Annotated in this window: 16 protein-coding genes; 5 read left to right on the forward strand and 11 right to left on the reverse strand. The window is 60.3% G+C overall.

What is annotated here, in order from left to right:
• Positions 1–70: 70 nt before the first annotated feature.
• Together GA0061101_RS10850 and GA0061101_RS10855 are read right to left on the reverse strand one after the other, a co-directional pair.
• Positions 71–1,039 (reverse strand): quinone oxidoreductase family protein, encoded by a 969-nt coding sequence (locus tag GA0061101_RS10850; RefSeq protein ID WP_037192615.1) that lies wholly within the window; start codon positions 1,037–1,039, stop codon positions 71–73.
• 50 nt (positions 1,040–1,089) lie between these two features.
• Positions 1,090–1,656 carry a TetR/AcrR family transcriptional regulator gene (locus GA0061101_RS10855; RefSeq protein ID WP_047638400.1) on the reverse strand — a complete coding sequence of 189 codons (567 nt, stop codon included), beginning with the start codon at positions 1,654–1,656 and terminating at the stop codon, positions 1,090–1,092.
• Positions 1,657–1,892: 236 nt separating this feature from the next.
• Between GA0061101_RS10855 and GA0061101_RS10860 the strand changes: the two genes are divergently transcribed.
• Positions 1,893–2,312 carry a thiol-disulfide oxidoreductase DCC family protein gene (locus GA0061101_RS10860; protein ID WP_037192618.1) on the forward strand — a complete coding sequence of 140 codons (420 nt, stop codon included), beginning with the start codon at positions 1,893–1,895 and terminating at the stop codon, positions 2,310–2,312.
• Between the two features lie 84 nt (positions 2,313–2,396).
• On the opposite strand, the gene GA0061101_RS10870 is transcribed toward GA0061101_RS10860, so the two are convergent.
• Positions 2,397–4,199 carry a diguanylate cyclase gene (locus GA0061101_RS10870; protein ID WP_037192620.1) on the reverse strand — a complete coding sequence of 601 codons (1,803 nt, stop codon included), beginning with the start codon at positions 4,197–4,199 and terminating at the stop codon, positions 2,397–2,399.
• Positions 4,200–4,902: 703 nt separating this feature from the next.
• Between GA0061101_RS10870 and GA0061101_RS10875 the strand changes: the two genes are divergently transcribed.
• Genes GA0061101_RS10875 through GA0061101_RS10885 form a run of 3 tightly spaced genes read left to right on the forward strand, consistent with a single transcriptional unit; the run spans position 4,903 to position 8,160 of the window.
• A complete protein-coding gene (locus GA0061101_RS10875; RefSeq protein WP_037192622.1) occupies positions 4,903–6,396 on the forward strand; it encodes a DUF4153 domain-containing protein in 1,494 nt (497 codons plus the stop codon).
• 46 nt (positions 6,397–6,442) lie between these two features.
• A complete protein-coding gene (locus GA0061101_RS10880) occupies positions 6,443–7,147 on the forward strand; it encodes a response regulator (protein ID WP_037192624.1) in 705 nt (234 codons plus the stop codon).
• Positions 7,147–8,160, forward strand: a complete 1,014-nt coding sequence (locus tag GA0061101_RS10885) for a sensor histidine kinase (protein WP_037193252.1) — start codon at positions 7,147–7,149, stop codon at positions 8,158–8,160. Before GA0061101_RS10880 ends, GA0061101_RS10885 begins: the two co-directional genes overlap by 1 nt.
• A 71-nt stretch (positions 8,161–8,231) precedes the next feature.
• Here the strand turns inward: GA0061101_RS10885 and GA0061101_RS10890 are convergent, their stop codons facing one another.
• From GA0061101_RS10890 to GA0061101_RS10900, 3 genes are all read right to left on the reverse strand, one after another.
• Positions 8,232–11,627, reverse strand: a complete 3,396-nt coding sequence (locus GA0061101_RS10890) for an acyl-[ACP]--phospholipid O-acyltransferase (protein WP_092573583.1) — start codon at positions 11,625–11,627, stop codon at positions 8,232–8,234.
• A gap of 90 nt (positions 11,628–11,717) precedes the next feature.
• Complete coding sequence (locus GA0061101_RS10895; RefSeq protein WP_034506376.1) at positions 11,718–11,999, reverse strand: YiaA/YiaB family inner membrane protein; 282 nt, start codon at positions 11,997–11,999, stop codon at positions 11,718–11,720.
• Positions 12,000–12,036: 37 nt separating this feature from the next.
• Positions 12,037–12,726: a PspA/IM30 family protein gene (locus GA0061101_RS10900; RefSeq protein WP_037192631.1), complete on the reverse strand. Its 690-nt coding sequence runs from the start codon at positions 12,724–12,726 to the stop codon at positions 12,037–12,039.
• Between the two features lie 111 nt (positions 12,727–12,837).
• Between GA0061101_RS10900 and GA0061101_RS10905 the strand changes: the two genes are divergently transcribed.
• The gene (locus GA0061101_RS10905) at positions 12,838–13,440 is read left to right on the forward strand and encodes a TetR/AcrR family transcriptional regulator (RefSeq protein ID WP_037192633.1); all 603 of its coding nucleotides are present in this window, start codon (positions 12,838–12,840) and stop codon (positions 13,438–13,440) included.
• A 21-nt stretch (positions 13,441–13,461) separates the two neighbouring features.
• Here GA0061101_RS10905 and GA0061101_RS10910 read toward each other — a convergent pair whose 3' ends face one another.
• The 5 genes from GA0061101_RS10910 to GA0061101_RS10930 all read right to left on the reverse strand — a co-directional run bounded on the left by GA0061101_RS10910 (position 13,462) and on the right by GA0061101_RS10930 (position 17,144).
• Positions 13,462–14,241 carry a polysaccharide deacetylase family protein gene (locus tag GA0061101_RS10910; RefSeq protein ID WP_092573631.1) on the reverse strand — a complete coding sequence of 260 codons (780 nt, stop codon included), beginning with the start codon at positions 14,239–14,241 and terminating at the stop codon, positions 13,462–13,464.
• A gap of 307 nt (positions 14,242–14,548) precedes the next feature.
• Positions 14,549–14,809 carry a cell division topological specificity factor MinE gene (gene minE, locus GA0061101_RS10915; protein ID WP_037192635.1) on the reverse strand — a complete coding sequence of 87 codons (261 nt, stop codon included), beginning with the start codon at positions 14,807–14,809 and terminating at the stop codon, positions 14,549–14,551.
• The gene (minD, locus tag GA0061101_RS10920) at positions 14,806–15,621 is read right to left on the reverse strand and encodes a septum site-determining protein MinD (protein WP_037192637.1); all 816 of its coding nucleotides are present in this window, start codon (positions 15,619–15,621) and stop codon (positions 14,806–14,808) included. The genes minE and minD overlap by 4 nt, the downstream gene beginning before the upstream one ends.
• Before the next feature lie 29 nt (positions 15,622–15,650).
• On the reverse strand, positions 15,651–16,382 hold the full coding sequence (minC, locus tag GA0061101_RS10925; protein ID WP_037192639.1) for a septum site-determining protein MinC: 732 nt from the start codon (positions 16,380–16,382) through the stop codon (positions 15,651–15,653).
• A 345-nt stretch (positions 16,383–16,727) separates the two neighbouring features.
• Positions 16,728–17,144, reverse strand: coding sequence for an organic hydroperoxide resistance protein (locus GA0061101_RS10930; RefSeq protein ID WP_037192642.1), 417 nt, complete (start codon positions 17,142–17,144; stop codon positions 16,728–16,730).
• Between the last annotated feature and the right edge of the window lie 179 nt (positions 17,145–17,323).

Genomic DNA, 17,323 nt, shown 5'->3' on the forward strand with positions numbered 1-17,323 from the left:
CCCAACCCGGAAAGTAGGGCCACGCGGCCTTAAATGACAAGGCATGGGGGCATCCAAGCCACCCCTGGTCTTATGGCACGAGCAGTAGTTTTCCTGTCGTTTTGCGGCTTTCCATGTCCTCATGCGCACGGCGCGCATCCGCCAATGAATAGACGCCGCCTATGTTGACCCGCAGCTTGCCGTGCTCGATCCATTCGAAGAGGCGGGAAGAGCGGGCAAGAAGAAGCTCTGGCGTATGAACGTGATCGAAGAAGGTGGCGTAGCCGATCTTGATGCTGCGCGGCAAGCTCATGATATCCAAGGGGCCTGGGCCGCCAAGAACTGGCCCGAACCAGCAGAATGTCCCCGCCCGCCTCAGGGAATCGAGCGATCCTTGAAATGTCTTCGGGCCGGAGCCGTCATAGACGACATGGACTCCCTCCCCTCCGGTGATGCGCATCACCGTATCGGCGAATTTGCCTTCCGTATCTACGATCACATGGTCGGCACCCACGGATTTTGCGATACTGCTTTTGTCTTCGCTGGAGACGCGGCCGATCACCTGCCCTCCGCGCAGCTTGATGATCTGCGTCAGCAGCAAACCGACGCCGCCGGCAGCGGCGTGAACGAGCGCGATATCGCCTTGTCGCACGGGATAGAAGTCGGTCGCGAAATGGCTGGCGGTCAGCCCCTGCATCATGACGGCCGCCGCCGTCCGGTCGTCGATGGCTGCCGGTATCGGTACCAGCGCGCGCTCAGGAATGGCGATGCGTTCGGCATAGCTTCCCGGCGCATAGACCCAGGCAACGCGATCGCCGACCTGAAAGCTTTTGACACCCGCGCCAATGGCCAAAACATGACCTGCCCCCTCGACGCCAAGCGGCTTGGGATTGGGCATATCGGTCCAGGCCATGCCCTGTCGCACGCCAATATCCATGAAATTTACACCGGCCACATGCACCTGCACCAAGACTTCTCCCTCGCCGGGAACGGGATCCGGTCCGTCCACATGTTGCAGGACGTTCGAGCCGCCAACTGCGGTCATGACGATCGATTTCATCTTCATCTCCTTATTTGAACAATCATTCCAAAACTGGGCAAAAAAATTCCTTATCGCAGGCCCCGAAGCGCAAGGCGGGCAAGGGCGAGCAAACTATCGCCTCCGACCCCAGCTCGGGCAGCCAGACGGATCGCGGCGATGTTGGACGTCAAGAACTGCGCGGCCTGCTCGGGGTCGATGTCCCCGGCAATGCTGCCTTCGCTCTGCGCCTCACGTACACGCTCGATGACCGCTGCATGCAACCTGCGGCCGGCGGCTTCGTGAATCGTCGTCAACTCAGGCTGGCTTGTCCCAAATTCGCAGATCGAACCGACACCGAGACAGGCCTCGGAGGCCGTCGCCACGACGCGCGCCAGCAGGGCATCGATGCCGTCTATAGACTGTGGTCCCGTTTTAAGCGCAGTAAGGTGCGCCTCAGTCTCCTGTGCCGCATAGCGGCGCACCGCTTCGAGATAGAGGCGCCACTTGTCGCCGAAAGTGTCGTAGAGGCTTTGCCGCCCGATATGAAGGGCTTCCACAAGCATGGTGGCTGAGGTCGCTGCATAGCCTTTGTCGCGGAAGACCGAAATCGCCGCATCCAGAGCCGCCAGTTCATCGAATTCCTTTGGTCTTGCCATGAGCGGTACAAAGTAATTATTGAATGATCAGTCAAGAATAATATTGTTTCCGTAAAGCCTGTCTTCTGAACGCATGACGATACGCCTCTCGCGTTTGGAAACACCCGACCGTTGCAAGCGACATCACAACCTTTTGTAGGTTCTGGCGGCGAGCGTGGAAGGCTTGCAATTGACGTATCGTCGACGAAAGGACAAAGCTGCCGCTAAAGCAGGCTTTGGAAGACACCGATGCACGCATGAGCGAGAGCAATACCATCGAACATCAAGGCCCCATCATCGTCTTCGATGCCATGTGTGTCCTTTGCTCGGCCAACGCCCAGTTCGTGCTGCGCCACGACCGCATCGGCCGCTTTCGCCTCGCCTCCATGCAGAACGAGACGGGAGCCAGGCTCTATCGGCTGTGCGGCATCGATCCCGCCAATCCGGATAGTTTGATCATCGTGGACGGCGAGAAGGTGTTGCGGGACAGCGACGCGGTGCTTTCCATCTATGCCGGCCTCGGCTGGCCCTGGAAAGCGCTCGCCCTGCTGAGCGTCGTGCCCCGGATGCTGCGCGATCCAGCCTATCGCTGGCTCGCCCGCAATCGCTACCGCTTTTTCGGCAAGCGGGAGACTTGCTGGCTGCCGACGCCGGAGCAGGCAGACCGTATCCTTTAAACAAGGTTCTCGTTTTTGGTCGGTATGGCGGGTTCGGCTCGCGCCTGTCGCGACAGCTGGCCGGTGACGGTTTCGAGGAGCGCCCTATCCTCTCTTCAATTCCTCTTCCGCCCCCATCGCAAACGCCGCCACCGTTCTGTTGCGCCCGCTCAGCTTTGCCTGGAGCAAGGCGCCATCAGCACGATTGATCAACGTCGTCGTCGGCCCTGAAACAGGAGACGAGGCTATGCCGACCGAGATGGAAAGAGGCCCGACGATGCGTCCGCGATAGGAGAAGGGTGTGGTGAACACACTGGTGCGCAGTTTCTCGGCGAGCCCGAAGCCTTCCTCGTCCGCAATATCGGTGGCGATCACCGTCAGTTCCTCTCCGCCGAACCGGTAAGCCGTGCCGGCGGCGCCGACCGTATCGGAGACGATCTGCGCGACATGGCGCAATACCTCATCCCCGGCATCATGACCGAATTCGTCGTTGAAGCGCTTGAAGTGATCGATGTCGATCATGATGCAGACGACCGTGCGGGCGGACTTATCCCTGTGAAGATTGTTCAGCGCCTCGTCGAGAGACCGCCGATTGAACAGGCCGGTCAGGGCGTCGCGCACGGCAAGGCTCATCAGCTTGTCGCGCAGCCGCAGGTTGGCGATGGCAAGGCCGATATTCTCGGCGATCAGTTCAAGATAGAGCCGCGGCGCGTCGGCGGCGGTTGCATCCTTCGAGCGGTCTTCGAAATAGAGGAGCCCGATCGCCTCGCCGAGCGCCGTCAAGGGAACGCAGAGCCCCGGCACACCGGAATCATCCAGATGCTGACAGGGAATATCGTTGTCCGCGACATGGCTCACATGCGGCCGTCCGCGGCGCAGCCCCCAGCAAGCAGCCGCCGGGAAGGAGGGTTGGGTATGGGCGGGATCCAGCCATCGGCTGACCTCGGCGAGCGCGGTCCGGCTTTCGTTCATCGTGTAGAGGCATCCGGCGATCCCCGGAAAGATTTGCGGCACGAAAAGGGCGACGACTTCCGCCAGTTCGTTCTGGGCGTAGCAGGCCTGAAGACGGTGCATCATCTGCAGGATGAGATCCTTGGTCCGCTGGTCCTGCTTGCGCTCGTCATCGAGCCGATTGCGCTCCAGGCCGTTCTCGCGGAAGATCTGGATGGCGTCGTTCATCTCCCCGATCTCGTCGCGCCGGCGATCGGGCGGCACTTCGAAGGTAAAATCCTGCTTGGCAAGCCGGTTGACGATTCCCGTCATCCTCATCAGCGGAATGGCGACGCGGCGCCGCAGCACGAAATAGAGCACGGCGAGGAACACCGCAGCGGTCAACGCCAGAATCACCTTGGCGATATCGGCCCAGAGGTCACTGCGTGCTTGAGCATTGCGCATCGCCGCCTCCGTGCGGGCGGTTGCCAGCGCGCGGAACTGAGTGACAGCGTCGAGGAGCGCCGTCTGCACACGCTCGTGTTCCGGTCCGAACAGAGTGTCGCGTGCACCGGTCTGGTTGCCCCCACGGTAGAAGGCCACCGCAGCTTCCTCTATCTTATCAAGTGCTTCAGCGTTGACCGCAACCTGCTCCACGACCTGAAGCTCACGATCGGGAACACCGAGCCCACGCAATGTGCCGACGGTGGCATCGCGACGGCGCTCCTCACCCTCGTCGACAGTGAAGGCATCAAGATGCCTGGCCTCGCCGCGCATGACATAGAGACGCGCCTCGTCCGTCGTCTCCTCCGCGCCCAAGGCAAGTTCTTCTCCGAGGCTGTTCAGCAACAGATGTTGCTCGATGGCTTGCCTTTCCTGGGTGGCGCTTCGAGCCGACAGAATGAAAGCCGCGGCGGACAGCACGGTCAGGACCACGGTAATGCCGTAGGCCCAATTCGTAATTGTCGTGATTCTCATATGCCGGCTTCCTTTGCAGTTAGCTCTCGCGGCCTTAAACTATTCTTTTTCGGAGCTTTAGCTATGGCATTTGCTTATTAAGATAAAGCTTGAATGAACTGCTGAAAGAGCCCGCTGGAGCGCATTGATCAGGGAGCGATGCGGTCGCCAGTCCCCAAGCGCTCAACCACCATCATGAAAAACAGCGTACATAGGTGATTGCGTAGGGCTGACGGGAATCCTGGCTCCGGCTATTAGGTCGGTTCCAAGACTCCCGGCTGTCGTCAGGGGTGAACACGACAGCGCGGTCACCAAATCGAGTTTCGGATTTGCAATCCATCTACTGAGCAAAAGCTGGAAAACACAAATTTAAGCTCCACAAGCGACTGCTTCATTTCGAGGCACTCGCCGCGTGATCAGGAAACCGATCAGCCGCAACAAGATTGTCTGCTGATAGACTTAGGCTGCCAGGACCAACCCAACCGTGCAATTCCTGAATAGCTCCTTGAGCTCTGCACAGATTCTGCAAATACGCGCGCCATCCTCGCGCCATGAACAACGCACCCGAAGAAACCGTCGCTCCACCCGTCCGCCTGCCCCATAGCCTTCTCAAGGAAGGCTGGTGGCTGGTGGAAGATCCTCAGCCTCAAACCGACCTCCCGGCTCGGACACCAAGGGTCATACCCTTTATCGCTGCGGGGCGAACCGTAGGGGGCCTATACGCATGAGTGCCTCGGATATACCGGCGCAGCCGGCTAACCCCACACGTAACGTCAGCCGCAAGCTCTTGATACTGATCGTTCTCGTAGCACTCGCCGACCTCCTCCTCTTCGGCAGAGAGCCGGGCCTCAACTTTTTCCTCTTCGTCAATGCCATCGCCGCGGGCGTGCTGCTTTGTTCGAGAAAGCCACAGTCTCTTCCAAAGGCTACAGGGCTTCCGGCTCTCGCTTTTGTCCTGTCGGCGCCGCTTCTCGAGACCACATCCTGGATGGGCATCGCTCTCAGCTTGCTCGGCATCACATGCGTCTCGCTTGCCGCCACGGGACTTTTTCCACGAAGACTGGTCCGTTTGCCGGTCGTGCTGTTCCGCTTTCTTCTGGACCTGCCGCTGCGGCCGTTCCGCCGAGCGACCTACGGTCGTCTCCGGCACTCCCGAAGGCCGACGCCGGAGACGATCTGGCATCATCTTCGCGGCTGGATCATGCCGCTCAGCTTTACAGCCGGATTCGTCGCCCTCTTCGCAATGGCCAATCCGCTGATCGACAAGGTACTACGCAGCTTCGATCTTGCGTATTTTCTGCAATTTCTGGATGCCTGGCGCATCGGCTTCTGGCTCATCGTCGCCGCCTTCGTATCTGTCTTGCTTCGCCCGCGCCTCAAACGCCTCGCTCGGCGTCGCCCAGATCAGGCCTCCGATGCCGTCAAACCCGAGAGCGCGTTTTTTGGACATGCGGCCTTGCTGCGCTCGCTCTTTGTGTTCAACGCACTGTTTGCAATGCAGTCTCTGCTGGATCTCACCTATCTCTGGGGCGGAGTAAATCTGCCTGACGGTATAAGCCACGCCGAATATGCGCATCGCGGCGCCTATCCATTGATGGTGACGGCACTTCTGGCCGCGGCCTTCGTGCTCGCCGCCATGCGCCGCGACGGGCCAGGTAACAGGAGCGCCCTTGTTCGCGGCCTCGTGCATCTGTGGATCGCGCAAAACATCTTGCTCTGCTTCTCCTCCATCCTCAGACTCGATCTCTACGTCGAATCCTACTCGCTGACGGAGCTGCGGGTCGCGGCCGGCATCTGGATGGGTCTCGTCGCCATGGGTCTCTTTCTCATCCTCCTGCGTATCCTGCTGCAGCGCTCCAACGAATGGTTGGTCGCGCTCAGCCTGGCGACGCTGGTTGTGACGCTCTACGCCATTGCCCTTGTCGACATTCCCGCCTTCATCGCCCGCTTCAATGTCGCCCACAGCAGCGAGGTGGCAGGCGAAGGTATGCCGCTCGATATCGATTATCTGTCGACGCTTGGGCCATCCGCAATACCTGCGCTCGATACTTATCTGGCATCGCTACCCGCCGAAGCGGAACGAGCCGCTCCTGCGAGCAAGGTCCGGAGCGCACTTGTAGTGGACGAATGGCAGCGATCGCGCGACTGGAGAAGCTGGACTTTCCGCGCCGCCCGCCTCGATCGCTATCTTCGCGACCACACAACCCTTGCAAGATGAGGCCGAAACGAAGAAAAACGAGCAAGAGAACCAAAGCAGGCATCGCATGGTCAAGCGTATCCTCGTCGTCGACGATGAACCCAATATTCGCGACGTGATTTGCTTCGCGCTCGATCGCGCCGGCATGGCGACGACAACAGCCCGCAACGGCACAGAGGCCATGATGGCTTTTCATCGTGGCGATCTCGATCTGATCGTGCTCGATGTCGGCATGCCCGAGATGGATGGTCTGGAAGTCTGCCGCCGGATCCGCAGGACATCCAATCTCCCGATCCTGTTCCTCTCGGCGCGCGACGAAGAAATAGACCGCATCCTCGGCCTCGAGATCGGCGGTGACGATTACGTCACCAAACCCTTCAGCCCGCGTGAACTGGTCGCCCGGGTCAAGACCATTCTGAAACGCTCCGGGCATGGCACGGGACCGGACGCCAAGGAAAACTCCATATCCGCCGGCTTGTTGCGCCTCAATCGCGGCGGCCGGACCGCGACCTTCGCCGATACGCCGCTGGCTCTGACGGGTCTTGAATTCGCTATCCTCGACACGCTGCTGTCACGTCCGGAGATCGTCTTCAACCGCGATCAGCTCATGGAGGCAGCTTACGGGGCCGATATCCAGGTTGCCGACCGCACCATAGACAGCCATATCCGCAATATCCGCGCCAAGCTTTCAGCCGCCGGTGGCAAGGGCATCATCGCCACGGTACACGGCATTGGCTTCAAATTGACATCAGGCGTGGAGGGAGGCGCATGATGCGCAGCCCACTGGTGAAGCCGAAGTGGCGGCCGCCGCTCTACCTCATCGTCTATGCCGTGCTTCTAACCGTAATGACGCTCCCTGTGCTGACCGTCATCTGGTTTCGCGCGGTGCGAGCCGCGTCCGGCGCCATGGCACCGGCCGAAATCGCTACTCTGGCCGTCGTTCTGGTCCTGACACTCGTGGTCGCCTATGTGTTGACGCGAACCCTGACGGTGCCCATTAACGCCCTGATCGCACGAACGGAGGAAATCGCCCGCGGCGGCAGAGCCGCTATCCGGCCGCTCGACAATTACGGCACGCGGGAGGTGGCGACACTTTCGCAAAGTTTTCTCGACCTTGCCGGCAAGCTGGTCGATCATTCAGACCACGTCCGCTCCTTCGCAGCGCACGTCTCGCACGAGCTGAAATCACCCCTCACCTCGATCAAGGGTGCTGCGGAGTTGTTGCGCGACGATGACGACGACAATCCGATGAGCCAGGCACAACGCAATCACTTCCTCGCCAATATCATCGCTGACACTGAACGCTTGGACACGCTGTTGTCACGCCTGCGCGATCTGGCGAAGGCCGAACTGCCGTCCGAGCCGGGCCTGACCAACATCGAGGATATCGTCGCCCAGCTGGCCAGAAACTTCCGCCAATTGGCTGTCATCGATGATGGAAATACCGAAAGCGCGATTGCTCTGCCCAGCGAGGTCGCCGGCATCATTTTTGCCAATCTGGCCGAAAATGCCTCTCAAAACGGCGCGACTATACTCGGGATCAAGTCGGCGCCCGACGGGCGTAAGCTGACGATCGAAATTCGCGACAATGGCTCCGGTATTGCCGAAGGCAATCGCGAGCGCATCTTCGAACCGTTCTTTTCGACGCGCCGGGAAGAGGGCGGCACCGGCATGGGCCTTGGCATCGTCCGGGCAATGCTCGCCTCGCATGGCGGCAGCATCGAGTTGCTGGAGAGCGGCGATGACGGCACGACCTTTCAGATTATCCTGCCGCATGTCTCGTAATGCTTGAACGACGCAGATTAAAAAGGGGGCGACGGTTGGATCCGCCGCCCCATTCGTGGGGTCATGAAGCGTTAGGCCGCTTGCGATTCCGAAATGCTTTCCAGCGCCATCGCCCGCGCCGTCACGAAATCGATCTTGCCGGAACCGAGGACGGGGACCTTGCCGACGGTCACCTCGGCCGGGACCATCATCTCGGTGGCGCCCTTCGCCTTGGCAAAGGCCAGGAACTCGCTTCGCGTGGCATTCGGCTGATCGGTCAGGAGAACGACGCGTTCACCCTTCTTGGCATCAGGCACGGCCGAGACCACGCTGAGCGCGCCGGGCCAGAGCTGGGCGGCAAGCGTCTCGACCGCGGCAAGCGAGATCATCTCGCCGCCGATCTTGGCGAAGCGCTTGGCCCGGCCGCGGATCTTCACGAAACCGTCTTCGTCGATGATGACGATATCGCCGGTATCATGCCAACCCTCCGGCAGCGGTTCGATGACACCGGGATTGTCGGCGCGCATATAACCGGCCATCACATTGGCGCCGCGGATGAGCAGACGCCCGCCCTCATCGATACCGGCAACCGGCTCGAGCTTCCATTCCATGCCCGGCATGATCTTGCCGACCGTCCCAGAGCGGTTGTACATCGGCGTGTTCAGCGAGATGACCGGGGCCGCCTCGGTGACGCCATAGCCTTCCAGGATGCGCAGGCCGAACTTTTCCATATAGACCTCGCGGGTCGAGGCCTTCACCGGTTCGGCGCCGGAGAAGATGTAGCGGATCGATCTAAGATCGTAGGGATGAGCGCTGCGCGCATAGCCGTTCAGGAACGTATCCGTGCCGAAAACGATGGTGGCGTTCGAGACGTAAATCAGCTCCGGCACGATGCGATAGTGCAGGGGCGACGGATAGAGGAAAATCGGCACGCCCGAGACCAGCGGCAGGATGGTGCCGGCCGTCAGACCGAAGGAGTGGAACATCGGCAGGATGTTGAACACCTTGTCGCCCGGATGGAAATCGATGCGCGAGGCCGCCTGGGCTGCGTTCGACAGGATGTTGCGGTGGGTAAGCACCACACCCTTCGGCGCACCTTCCGAACCCGAGGTGAAGAGGATCACGGCCGGATCATCGGCACTGCGCTTGACCAGCGGCCGATATTTGCGGATGAGGCCGAAGATCTTGTCGAGGAAGGTAATTTGCGTGCGCAGCTCGTCGAGCCAAACGAACTCGACCTGCTTTTCAAGCTCCTCGACAATGGGGCCAAGCTTGGCTTGCGTGACGAAGGCGCGCGAGCAAAGGATATGCCTGACTTCGGCGGTCTTGCAGGCGGACAGGATATTGGCGGCGCCTGCGGTGAAGTTCAACATGGCCGGCACTTTGCCTGCCGACATGACGCCGAGCACGGTCGCAGCCGTACCATTGGCGTTCGGCAGCATGACGCCGAGGGTCTTGTCGGCCGGGAACATCTTCTTGAATTTCGCACCCAGCACCGCGGCACCGGTGAGCAGCTTGGCATAGGACAGCTTGCCGGAGAGCGGATCCTCTACGGCCAGTTTTTTGCCACCGTATTCATGGGCGCTTTCGATGACGCGACCAAGCACGGTATTATCGGTATCCGCCGTGCGGAACATCAGCGCCGACATGATCTGGTAGAGTGCAGCACCGGCCGCGATGCGCCGCTTGCGGCCTTTCAGTTCCAGGGGAACGTCGAGCTTCACCGGCTCAAGGATCGTTACCTTGACCTTGGGGAAGAGGCGGCGGCGGACATGGCTCGAGGTGAGATAAGAGGCATAGCTCTTTTCCAGACCGTCGATACGAACGGGCACGATCATCGCGCCCGTCTTGTCGGCAACCATGGCAGCGCCGTCATAGACCTTCATAAGCGTGCCGGTAACCGTCAGGCGTCCCTCCGGGAAGATCCCGACCGGGCTGCCGTCCTGGATGACCTTGATCAGGGAACGCGTCGCCATCGGCTTGGTCGGATCGAGCGGCAGGAACTTGCACTTCGTCAGCAGAGGACGCACCCACCACTTCTTGGCAAAGGCATAGTCGATGGCGAAGACCGGCTCTTCCTCGGTGATGGCGAGCGCCAGCGCGCCGTCGAGCAGGCTCACATGGTTGAGGGCGATGATCGGCGCCGGGCCGGCCTTGCGGATGTTTTCCAGGCCCTCGACTTCCAGCCGCATGAACGCGCGGAAGATGATGGAGATGAGATCGCGGAAGGCATTGGTCGGCAGCGTCTTCAGCATCACCCAGGCGATCACGACGTTGAGCGCCGAGATGCTGAGGACGATCACCGGGATCGACAAGCCGACGGCCTGCAGCACAGCCACCAGCGCCAGGCCGACCGCTATGAAGAGTGCGGACAGCACGTTTGCCGCGCCGATGACGCGGGCGCGGCGGTCCTCATTCGCCCAGCTCTGCATGGCGGCAAAGGTGGGAACGGCGAGGAAGGCGCCGCCGATTGCCATGCCGGCCAGATCGACCGCGACAAGGATTGTCTTCGGCCCTTCGAAGAAGGCGAGAATGGACTCGGCATGCGAGCTGGACTGAAGACCCCAAAGGTTCCAGGCGAGATCGAGACCGAAGAGCGCGACGATCAACATGCCCACGGGCGCCGGCAGGAGCACGATGCGGCCGGCGGCCATCCAGCCGGCGATGGCCGAGCCGATGGCGACGGATATGGCAAAGATCGCCAGATAGGCGGGAACGACGATTTCCGAACCGCCGAGAATGTCAGTCACCATGATCGGCAGCATCGACATGATGAAGGCTCCGACGAACCAGAACCAGCAATTCATCAGCGACGCACGCCAGATACGGCTGTCTGCACGAAGCTCATTGACGAGCCGATAGCTGGAGCGGATGACGTTCCTATCGACGACAAGATCGGGCGCCTTGGAGCCGGTTGAGGGGATCATGCGTGCGGCAAACCAGCAGAGGACGGAAAGCCCCATCATCATCGGGCCGAAGATCCAGACGTTGTCCCCCTGCCGGAAGGCGACGGCCGAGACCATCGTGCCGGTGAGAATGGCGATGAAGGTTCCGCCCTCGATCCAGGCATTCGCCTTGGGAAGGTCCCTGCTTGCGAGGTGATCCGGCAGGATGCCGTATTTGATCGGCCCGAAGAGCGAGGAGATGACGCCGAAGCCGAAAAGGGCGAGCATCAGGATCCAGATGGAAGAGAAGGCGATGCCCACCACCGAGATGGCTGCGACGACGAGTTCGCAGCGCTTCAGAAGCTCGGCTATCTTGGCCTTGTCGTATTTGTCGGCGAGCTCGCCGGCAATCGCCGAAAGCAGCAGGAACGGCACGATAAAGATGCCGCCCGCCAGCGTCACCAGCGCGGCACCCTCGGCTGCCATCTGCGCGAGAATAACGAAAATCAAAGTCTGCTTGAGAAAATTATCGTTGAAGGCGGTGAGGAACTGCGTCCAGAACAGCGGCGCGAATTTCCTCGATCTCATCAAATGGGTTTGCATGACGTTCCCCTTGTTCAGTGAACAAGACGCCACAGAGTGGTTACGCAAAGGTTGAGCGCGAATACAACTCTATGGCGTCGTTAATAAAGGTTAGTCTTGACCGTCACGATTGAACTTAACGAGAAGCTTCTCGGTGCGGGCATCCTCCACCTTGCGGATCAATTTGTCAGCCTCGGAATTATCGCGAACCGTCTTGGTAACGTTGACCGTCGTCTGCACCAGCATCAGGATGCCCATGGCGAGATAGCCTTTGCCCCATAGGTCGATCGGCATCATGTAAAGGCCGACGAAGAGCATAAATGCGGCGGCGGCAAAGGAGACATAGGAAAAGCTGACCCAAGCCTGGGAATGTTTCTGGAAGCTGTCGTTCATGATCGTACCCTCTCTAATATGTTTGGTGTGTTCGGTTTCAGGCTGCTGAATTCATGCGCTCGCGCAGGCGGGCAAGCACGTCGTCGGCCGAGGGACCGAGCGGTGCACCGAAGCCGGCATTGGCGAGCTTTTCGATGATGATTGCGGGCCGGTTTGCGGCGTCCATTTCCTTCAGGGCTGACGTGGCAATTTCGCATCGATCCTGATAGGCGCGAAGACGGGCCAGCGTCTCCTCGGCTTCGTCCAAGTTCGCCAAACCTGAGCCATCATTGCAGACTGCATTGAGCTTCTGTGTCTGCTCGGTCGCACGCGCCAGGCGCTCGCCGCGCTGTAACCCCTGCAGGCGCGCCTCCGAGGACCGGACCGTCGCCTTGAGCTTGGCGATCGTCGTGGCGAATTGCGCCTGTGCCTTCTCGGAGGAATCGCGCTCGGCTTCAAGCTCGGCAATCGCCTCGGCCGCTTGCCGGGCGAGTTCGTCATTGCCCTTCTGCAGGGCCGCGACGGCCCGGGTTTCCAGATCCGCGATGCGACCGACGATCGCCGCGTGCTGGCTGTTTTCCTGCTCATTCTGTGCGACGGCGATTGCCACCGCCCGCCGCGCCGACTGAATGGCGCCGGCTGCATCGCGGATCTGCTGGGCAAGCAGAGGCATGGCGTTGCGATCGATGAACGCCTGCTCCGTATCATAGGCCCGACCGCGGATGAGCGTCAGAATTACATTGAACATTTGTCGTCTCCCGTTTATGAACGATGTTCACGAAGAGAGATATGCCAGACTCATGAACGTTGTTCAAGGATAATTTTGAACAACGTTCAAAAAATCGGATCGGAATGGTTAATGGCGAGAAAAACCCAGGAAAAGCGCGAGGATCTGAAGCTGCGGCTGATCGAGGCGGCGCGCCATCGCATCGCGGCCGATGGCCTCTCCAACTTGCGAGCACGCGATGTCACGCAGGATGTCGGCTGCGCTCTCGGAGGGCTCTATACCGTCTTTGCCGATCTCGACGATCTCGTCATCCACGTCAATTCGGCGACATTGAAAGCGCTGGAGGCTTCTCTTGCTCTGGCTGAGGTCAAGGACCGAACGCCGGCGGATCGGCTGCGCAACCTTGCACGCGGCTATTTGCGATTCGCAGTCACCAACCGCAATCTATGGAAGGCGCTCTTCGACCATCGCCCGCCGGACGAACGCCCTACCCCCGAATGGCATCTGGAAGAGCATATGTTCCTGATGGGCATCATCGCCGAACCGCTTGCCGAGCTGCAGCCCGCCATGTCCGAGACGGCCCGCGCCATTCGCGCCCGAACGCTGTTCGGAGCTGTGCATGGCGTCGTCAGCATCAGCCTTGAGGGACGCTTCGTCGGCCTGCCCGTCGAAAGCCTGGAAAAGGAACTCGACGACTTCATCCTGACGGTCGCGGCAGGGGCCGCGGCGCGGTAGCGCTATGCGTGTTTGGGGCACTCACGGATTTGACGGCGCGTATGTCCTGATATCGCCGAAGGCGTAGCCGCGCTGACGAAGCGTGCGGATAAGCGCCTGCAGGTTTTCCTGTCCATTGAATTGATCCTGAAACATCTCATCATGCATGAGCAGGATCATCTTGCCGGGCTGGGTAAAGCGGCCGTACTGAAAGAGGTGATCGATTTCGTTGATCAGATGGTCCACCGATTGCACCGGCTTGCCGTCATTGCTGTGCACCCATTCGAAATCCCAGCCATAGAGATAGAAGCCGGCTTCGGCGACGAGCTCGTAATCCAGCCATTCGCGCTCCCATTGGGCGACGTTGATGGAAAGATCCTCCCTGGAAACAGTCGGAAGCCGAAAGACGTCCCTGCCCGGCAATCGCGCATTCACCATCGGCGTGAGGCCGAGCACCTGGTTGGCGTGAAGCATGTCCGCGACGACAGCCTGGGTGTTGGAGTAATACTGCCTGTAGCGATTGTTGGCGTGGGTGTAGCTGTGATTGCCGACCGTCACCAGCGGCATTGCCTTTGCCTCGGCCAGCAAATCGCGGCCCGCAGGGATGGTTTCCACATGCAGGCCGACCATGAACATGGCTGCCGGGACATTTTCCTTACTCAACACGGAAAGGACGTTTTTCGTCCCCGGCAAGGGGCCATCGTCAAACGTCAGGTAGATCGTCCGGTCGGCGGCCGAGGCGCCGATGGCGCAGGCTGTGAGGAAGAAGCCCGCAAGCAGCCATCTGAACACCGCATTCCACAGGGAATTCAATCCGCCCAAGCCTGCAACCTCCCGCTTCATTGCAGCAAACTGGCATATCGTTTCCGACAAGGAAAGCAGCATGGCGCCCCGAAAAGCAAAGGGCGCTCGACCCATTTCTGGGGAGCGCCCTTGCTTTTAACCCGGACAGCGAACACCGCGTCGACACAGAAATGTCAGCGCGGCAGGCCATCGATACAGGTGATGGCGTGCAAATAATAGCGAATCGCGCATTTTGCAAGAGCGAACTTCAGGGAAATGCTCAGGGTCCGCCAAAAGGGAGAATCCTTCGGCTTCGTCCTCGCATAACCGCGATATCGCGCTTCAATCAGGCAGCCTGAAGGGCTGCGTCCCTGGGAATCTCGACATCGATCTCTAGCATGGAGACATGCTCGTCGCGATCCATCTTGACCTGCACCTTATCGCGATCGACCTGAACATGCTTGGCGATGACGGCCAGGATTTCCTCGCGCAGAATGGATACGAGATCAGAGTCCACCGAGGCACGTTCATGGGCAAGGAGAATCTGCAGGCGCTCGCGCGCCATGGGTGCAGATTGCTGCTTGCGGAACAGTCCGAAAATGTTCATGCGGCCCTCCTTGCGAAGATCTTGCCGAAGATGCCCCGCTTTTCGCCGGGGATGGTGATCGGCAGCTGCTCGCCGGCAAGGCGACGTGCGGCTTCGAAATAGGCGAGAGCCGGCGCGCTGCGGGCATCCGCGAGCGTGACCGGTGAACCGATATTGGAAGCACGAAGAACATCCATGCTTTCCGGAATGATCCCGAGCAGGGGAATGGAGAGGATCTCCAGCACGTCATCGACCTTCAGCATGTCGCCACGCTCTGCTCGGGCGGCATCATAGCGGGTCAGCAGCAGGTGCTTCTCCATGCGCTCGCCGCGCTCGGCCTTCAGCGTCTTGGAGTCCAGCAGGCCGATGATGCGATCGGAATCGCGTACCGAGGATACCTCGGGATTGGTGACGACAACAGCGACGTCGGCGTGCCGCATCGCAAGCGTTGCGCCGCGCTCGATCCCGGCCGGGCTGTCGCAGATGACCCAGTCGAAGTGGTTCTTGAGCTCATTGATGACGCGCTCGACACCCTCGGGCGTCAGGTTGTCCTTGTCGCGCGTTTGCGAAGCCGGCAGCAGGAAGAGCGTTTCCAGCCGCTTGTCGCGGATCAGGGCCTGCGGCAGCCTGGCATCGCCATGGATGACGTTGACCAGATCGTAGACCACGCGCCGTTCGGCTCCCATCACCAGGTCGAGATTGCGGAGGCCGACGTCGAAATCGACGACGACAACCTTTTCGTTTCTCTGCGCCAGAGCCGCCCCCAATGCGGCAGTCGAAGTCGTCTTCCCAACTCCGCCCTTGCCTGATGTGACGACGATTACCTTGCCCATCTCGCTCTCCTGTTTTGGCCCGCTTCGGCTCAGATTAGTTTTTCTGCCATGATCGTCTCGCCATCCAGCCAGAGCTGGACGGGTTGTCCGCGAAGGCCGGGTGTGACGTCTTCCGCCATTTTGTAGATGCCATCGATCGCCAGCAGCTCGGCCTCGAGCTTGCGGCAAAAGATTCGCGCCGATGCATTGCCGATAGATCCGGCCATGGCCCGGCCGCGCAAGGTGCCGTAGATATGCACGGACCCTCCGGCGATGATTTCCGCGCCTGACGCCACCGATCCGATGACGGTGACGTCCCCCTCCGGAAAGATCACCGACTGGCCCGAACGGACCGGCTCGCGGATGATCAGCGATTGGGTCACCGGGCGAACCTCGGCGGGCGCCGGCTTGCTTTCGCTGTTTCGCCGTTCGACGACCGGGTCGGTCTCGGTCACCTCGAAATCGGCTGCCGGACGACCGCCCTTCAGCACCGGCGGCATGCCGGCCCCGACGATGGACGGACGTCCGCCCTCGATGCCCATGATGCTGACATTGCGGGCGGCAAGCTCGCCGATCAGCTCCTTGAGCTGCGCACGATCGATCGGCAGATCGGTTATATCGAGCACGACCGGCCGCCCCAGAAAGAAGCCGGCCGAACGGGCTGCAAGGTCATCGAGCCTTATCAACCACTGGTCCAGCGGCAGATCGGGCGAAAGCATGACCGCAAGAAAAGAGCGGCCCTTGATACGGATCGAGCGAGCGTCTGTTAGCACTTTGGTCATCTATGTGAATAAATCGTTGACCTTGTGTACCGTTGACATGGTTAACAGTTGGTTAACGTCCGCTGTGATTTAGGCTTGATCCGCCCCATACGGCAGCAATGCTCGCAAGCGGCGAAAGCTCTTTCGAACCAGGATCGTAGACGCACGGCGCGGCAAATATGGCTGCTGCGGCGAGAAGAAGAATAATTGGTCTCATGAGGCTCTCCAGATGCGGGGCCGGAACCGATCCGCATCATCCCGCGAACGCGGAGGCGGCCCCGCAGGTTAAATTTTGCGGTGTCGACAACGACATTGCGCGCCGCGCATTCAAGCGAGCGGCGCGCAATATCAACGCTTAAGCGATGCTCAGGCGAGCTTCAGTTCGACATTGATGTTGCCGCGGGTCGCCTTCGAATATGGGCAGGTCTGGTGTGCTTCTTCGACGAGCGTCCTTGCCAGGTCGGGTTCGATGCCGGGCATGCTGACAGTCAAGCGTGCCTGCAGGAAATAGGCACCTTCCGTAGTCCCCAGATCCACTTCTGCATCGACCGCAAGATCGGCCGGGAGCTTGATCTTCCGCTTGCCAGCGGCAAGGCCCATCGCGCCGATGAAGCATGCCGACCATCCGGCCGCGAAAAGCTGCTCGGGGTTGGTGCCGGCGTGGGCGCTGCCGGGAGGCGAAAGCTGGACATCCAGTTGGCTGTCATCGCTGCGCGCGGAGCCATCGCGGCCACCGATGGTATGGGTTTTGGCGGTGTAGAGAACCTTGTCGATCTTCGTCATGGAACACTCCTTTTGTTGCGTCGCCCGCTTTGTTGTGTCGTCTGGGGCGACGTCCGTTGACGGAGTGGTTTTTGATGGACCGACGTATCCTGCATGTTTCCGAAATCGCCGGAAATGTCACGGAACGTACACCCATATCGGCCGGACACAATTGCTTACAAAGACGCTGAAAATCTTTT

It is taken from the genome of Martinezella lusitana (assembly GCF_900094565.1).
GTDB lineage: Bacteria > Pseudomonadota > Alphaproteobacteria > Rhizobiales > Rhizobiaceae > Rhizobium > Rhizobium lusitanum.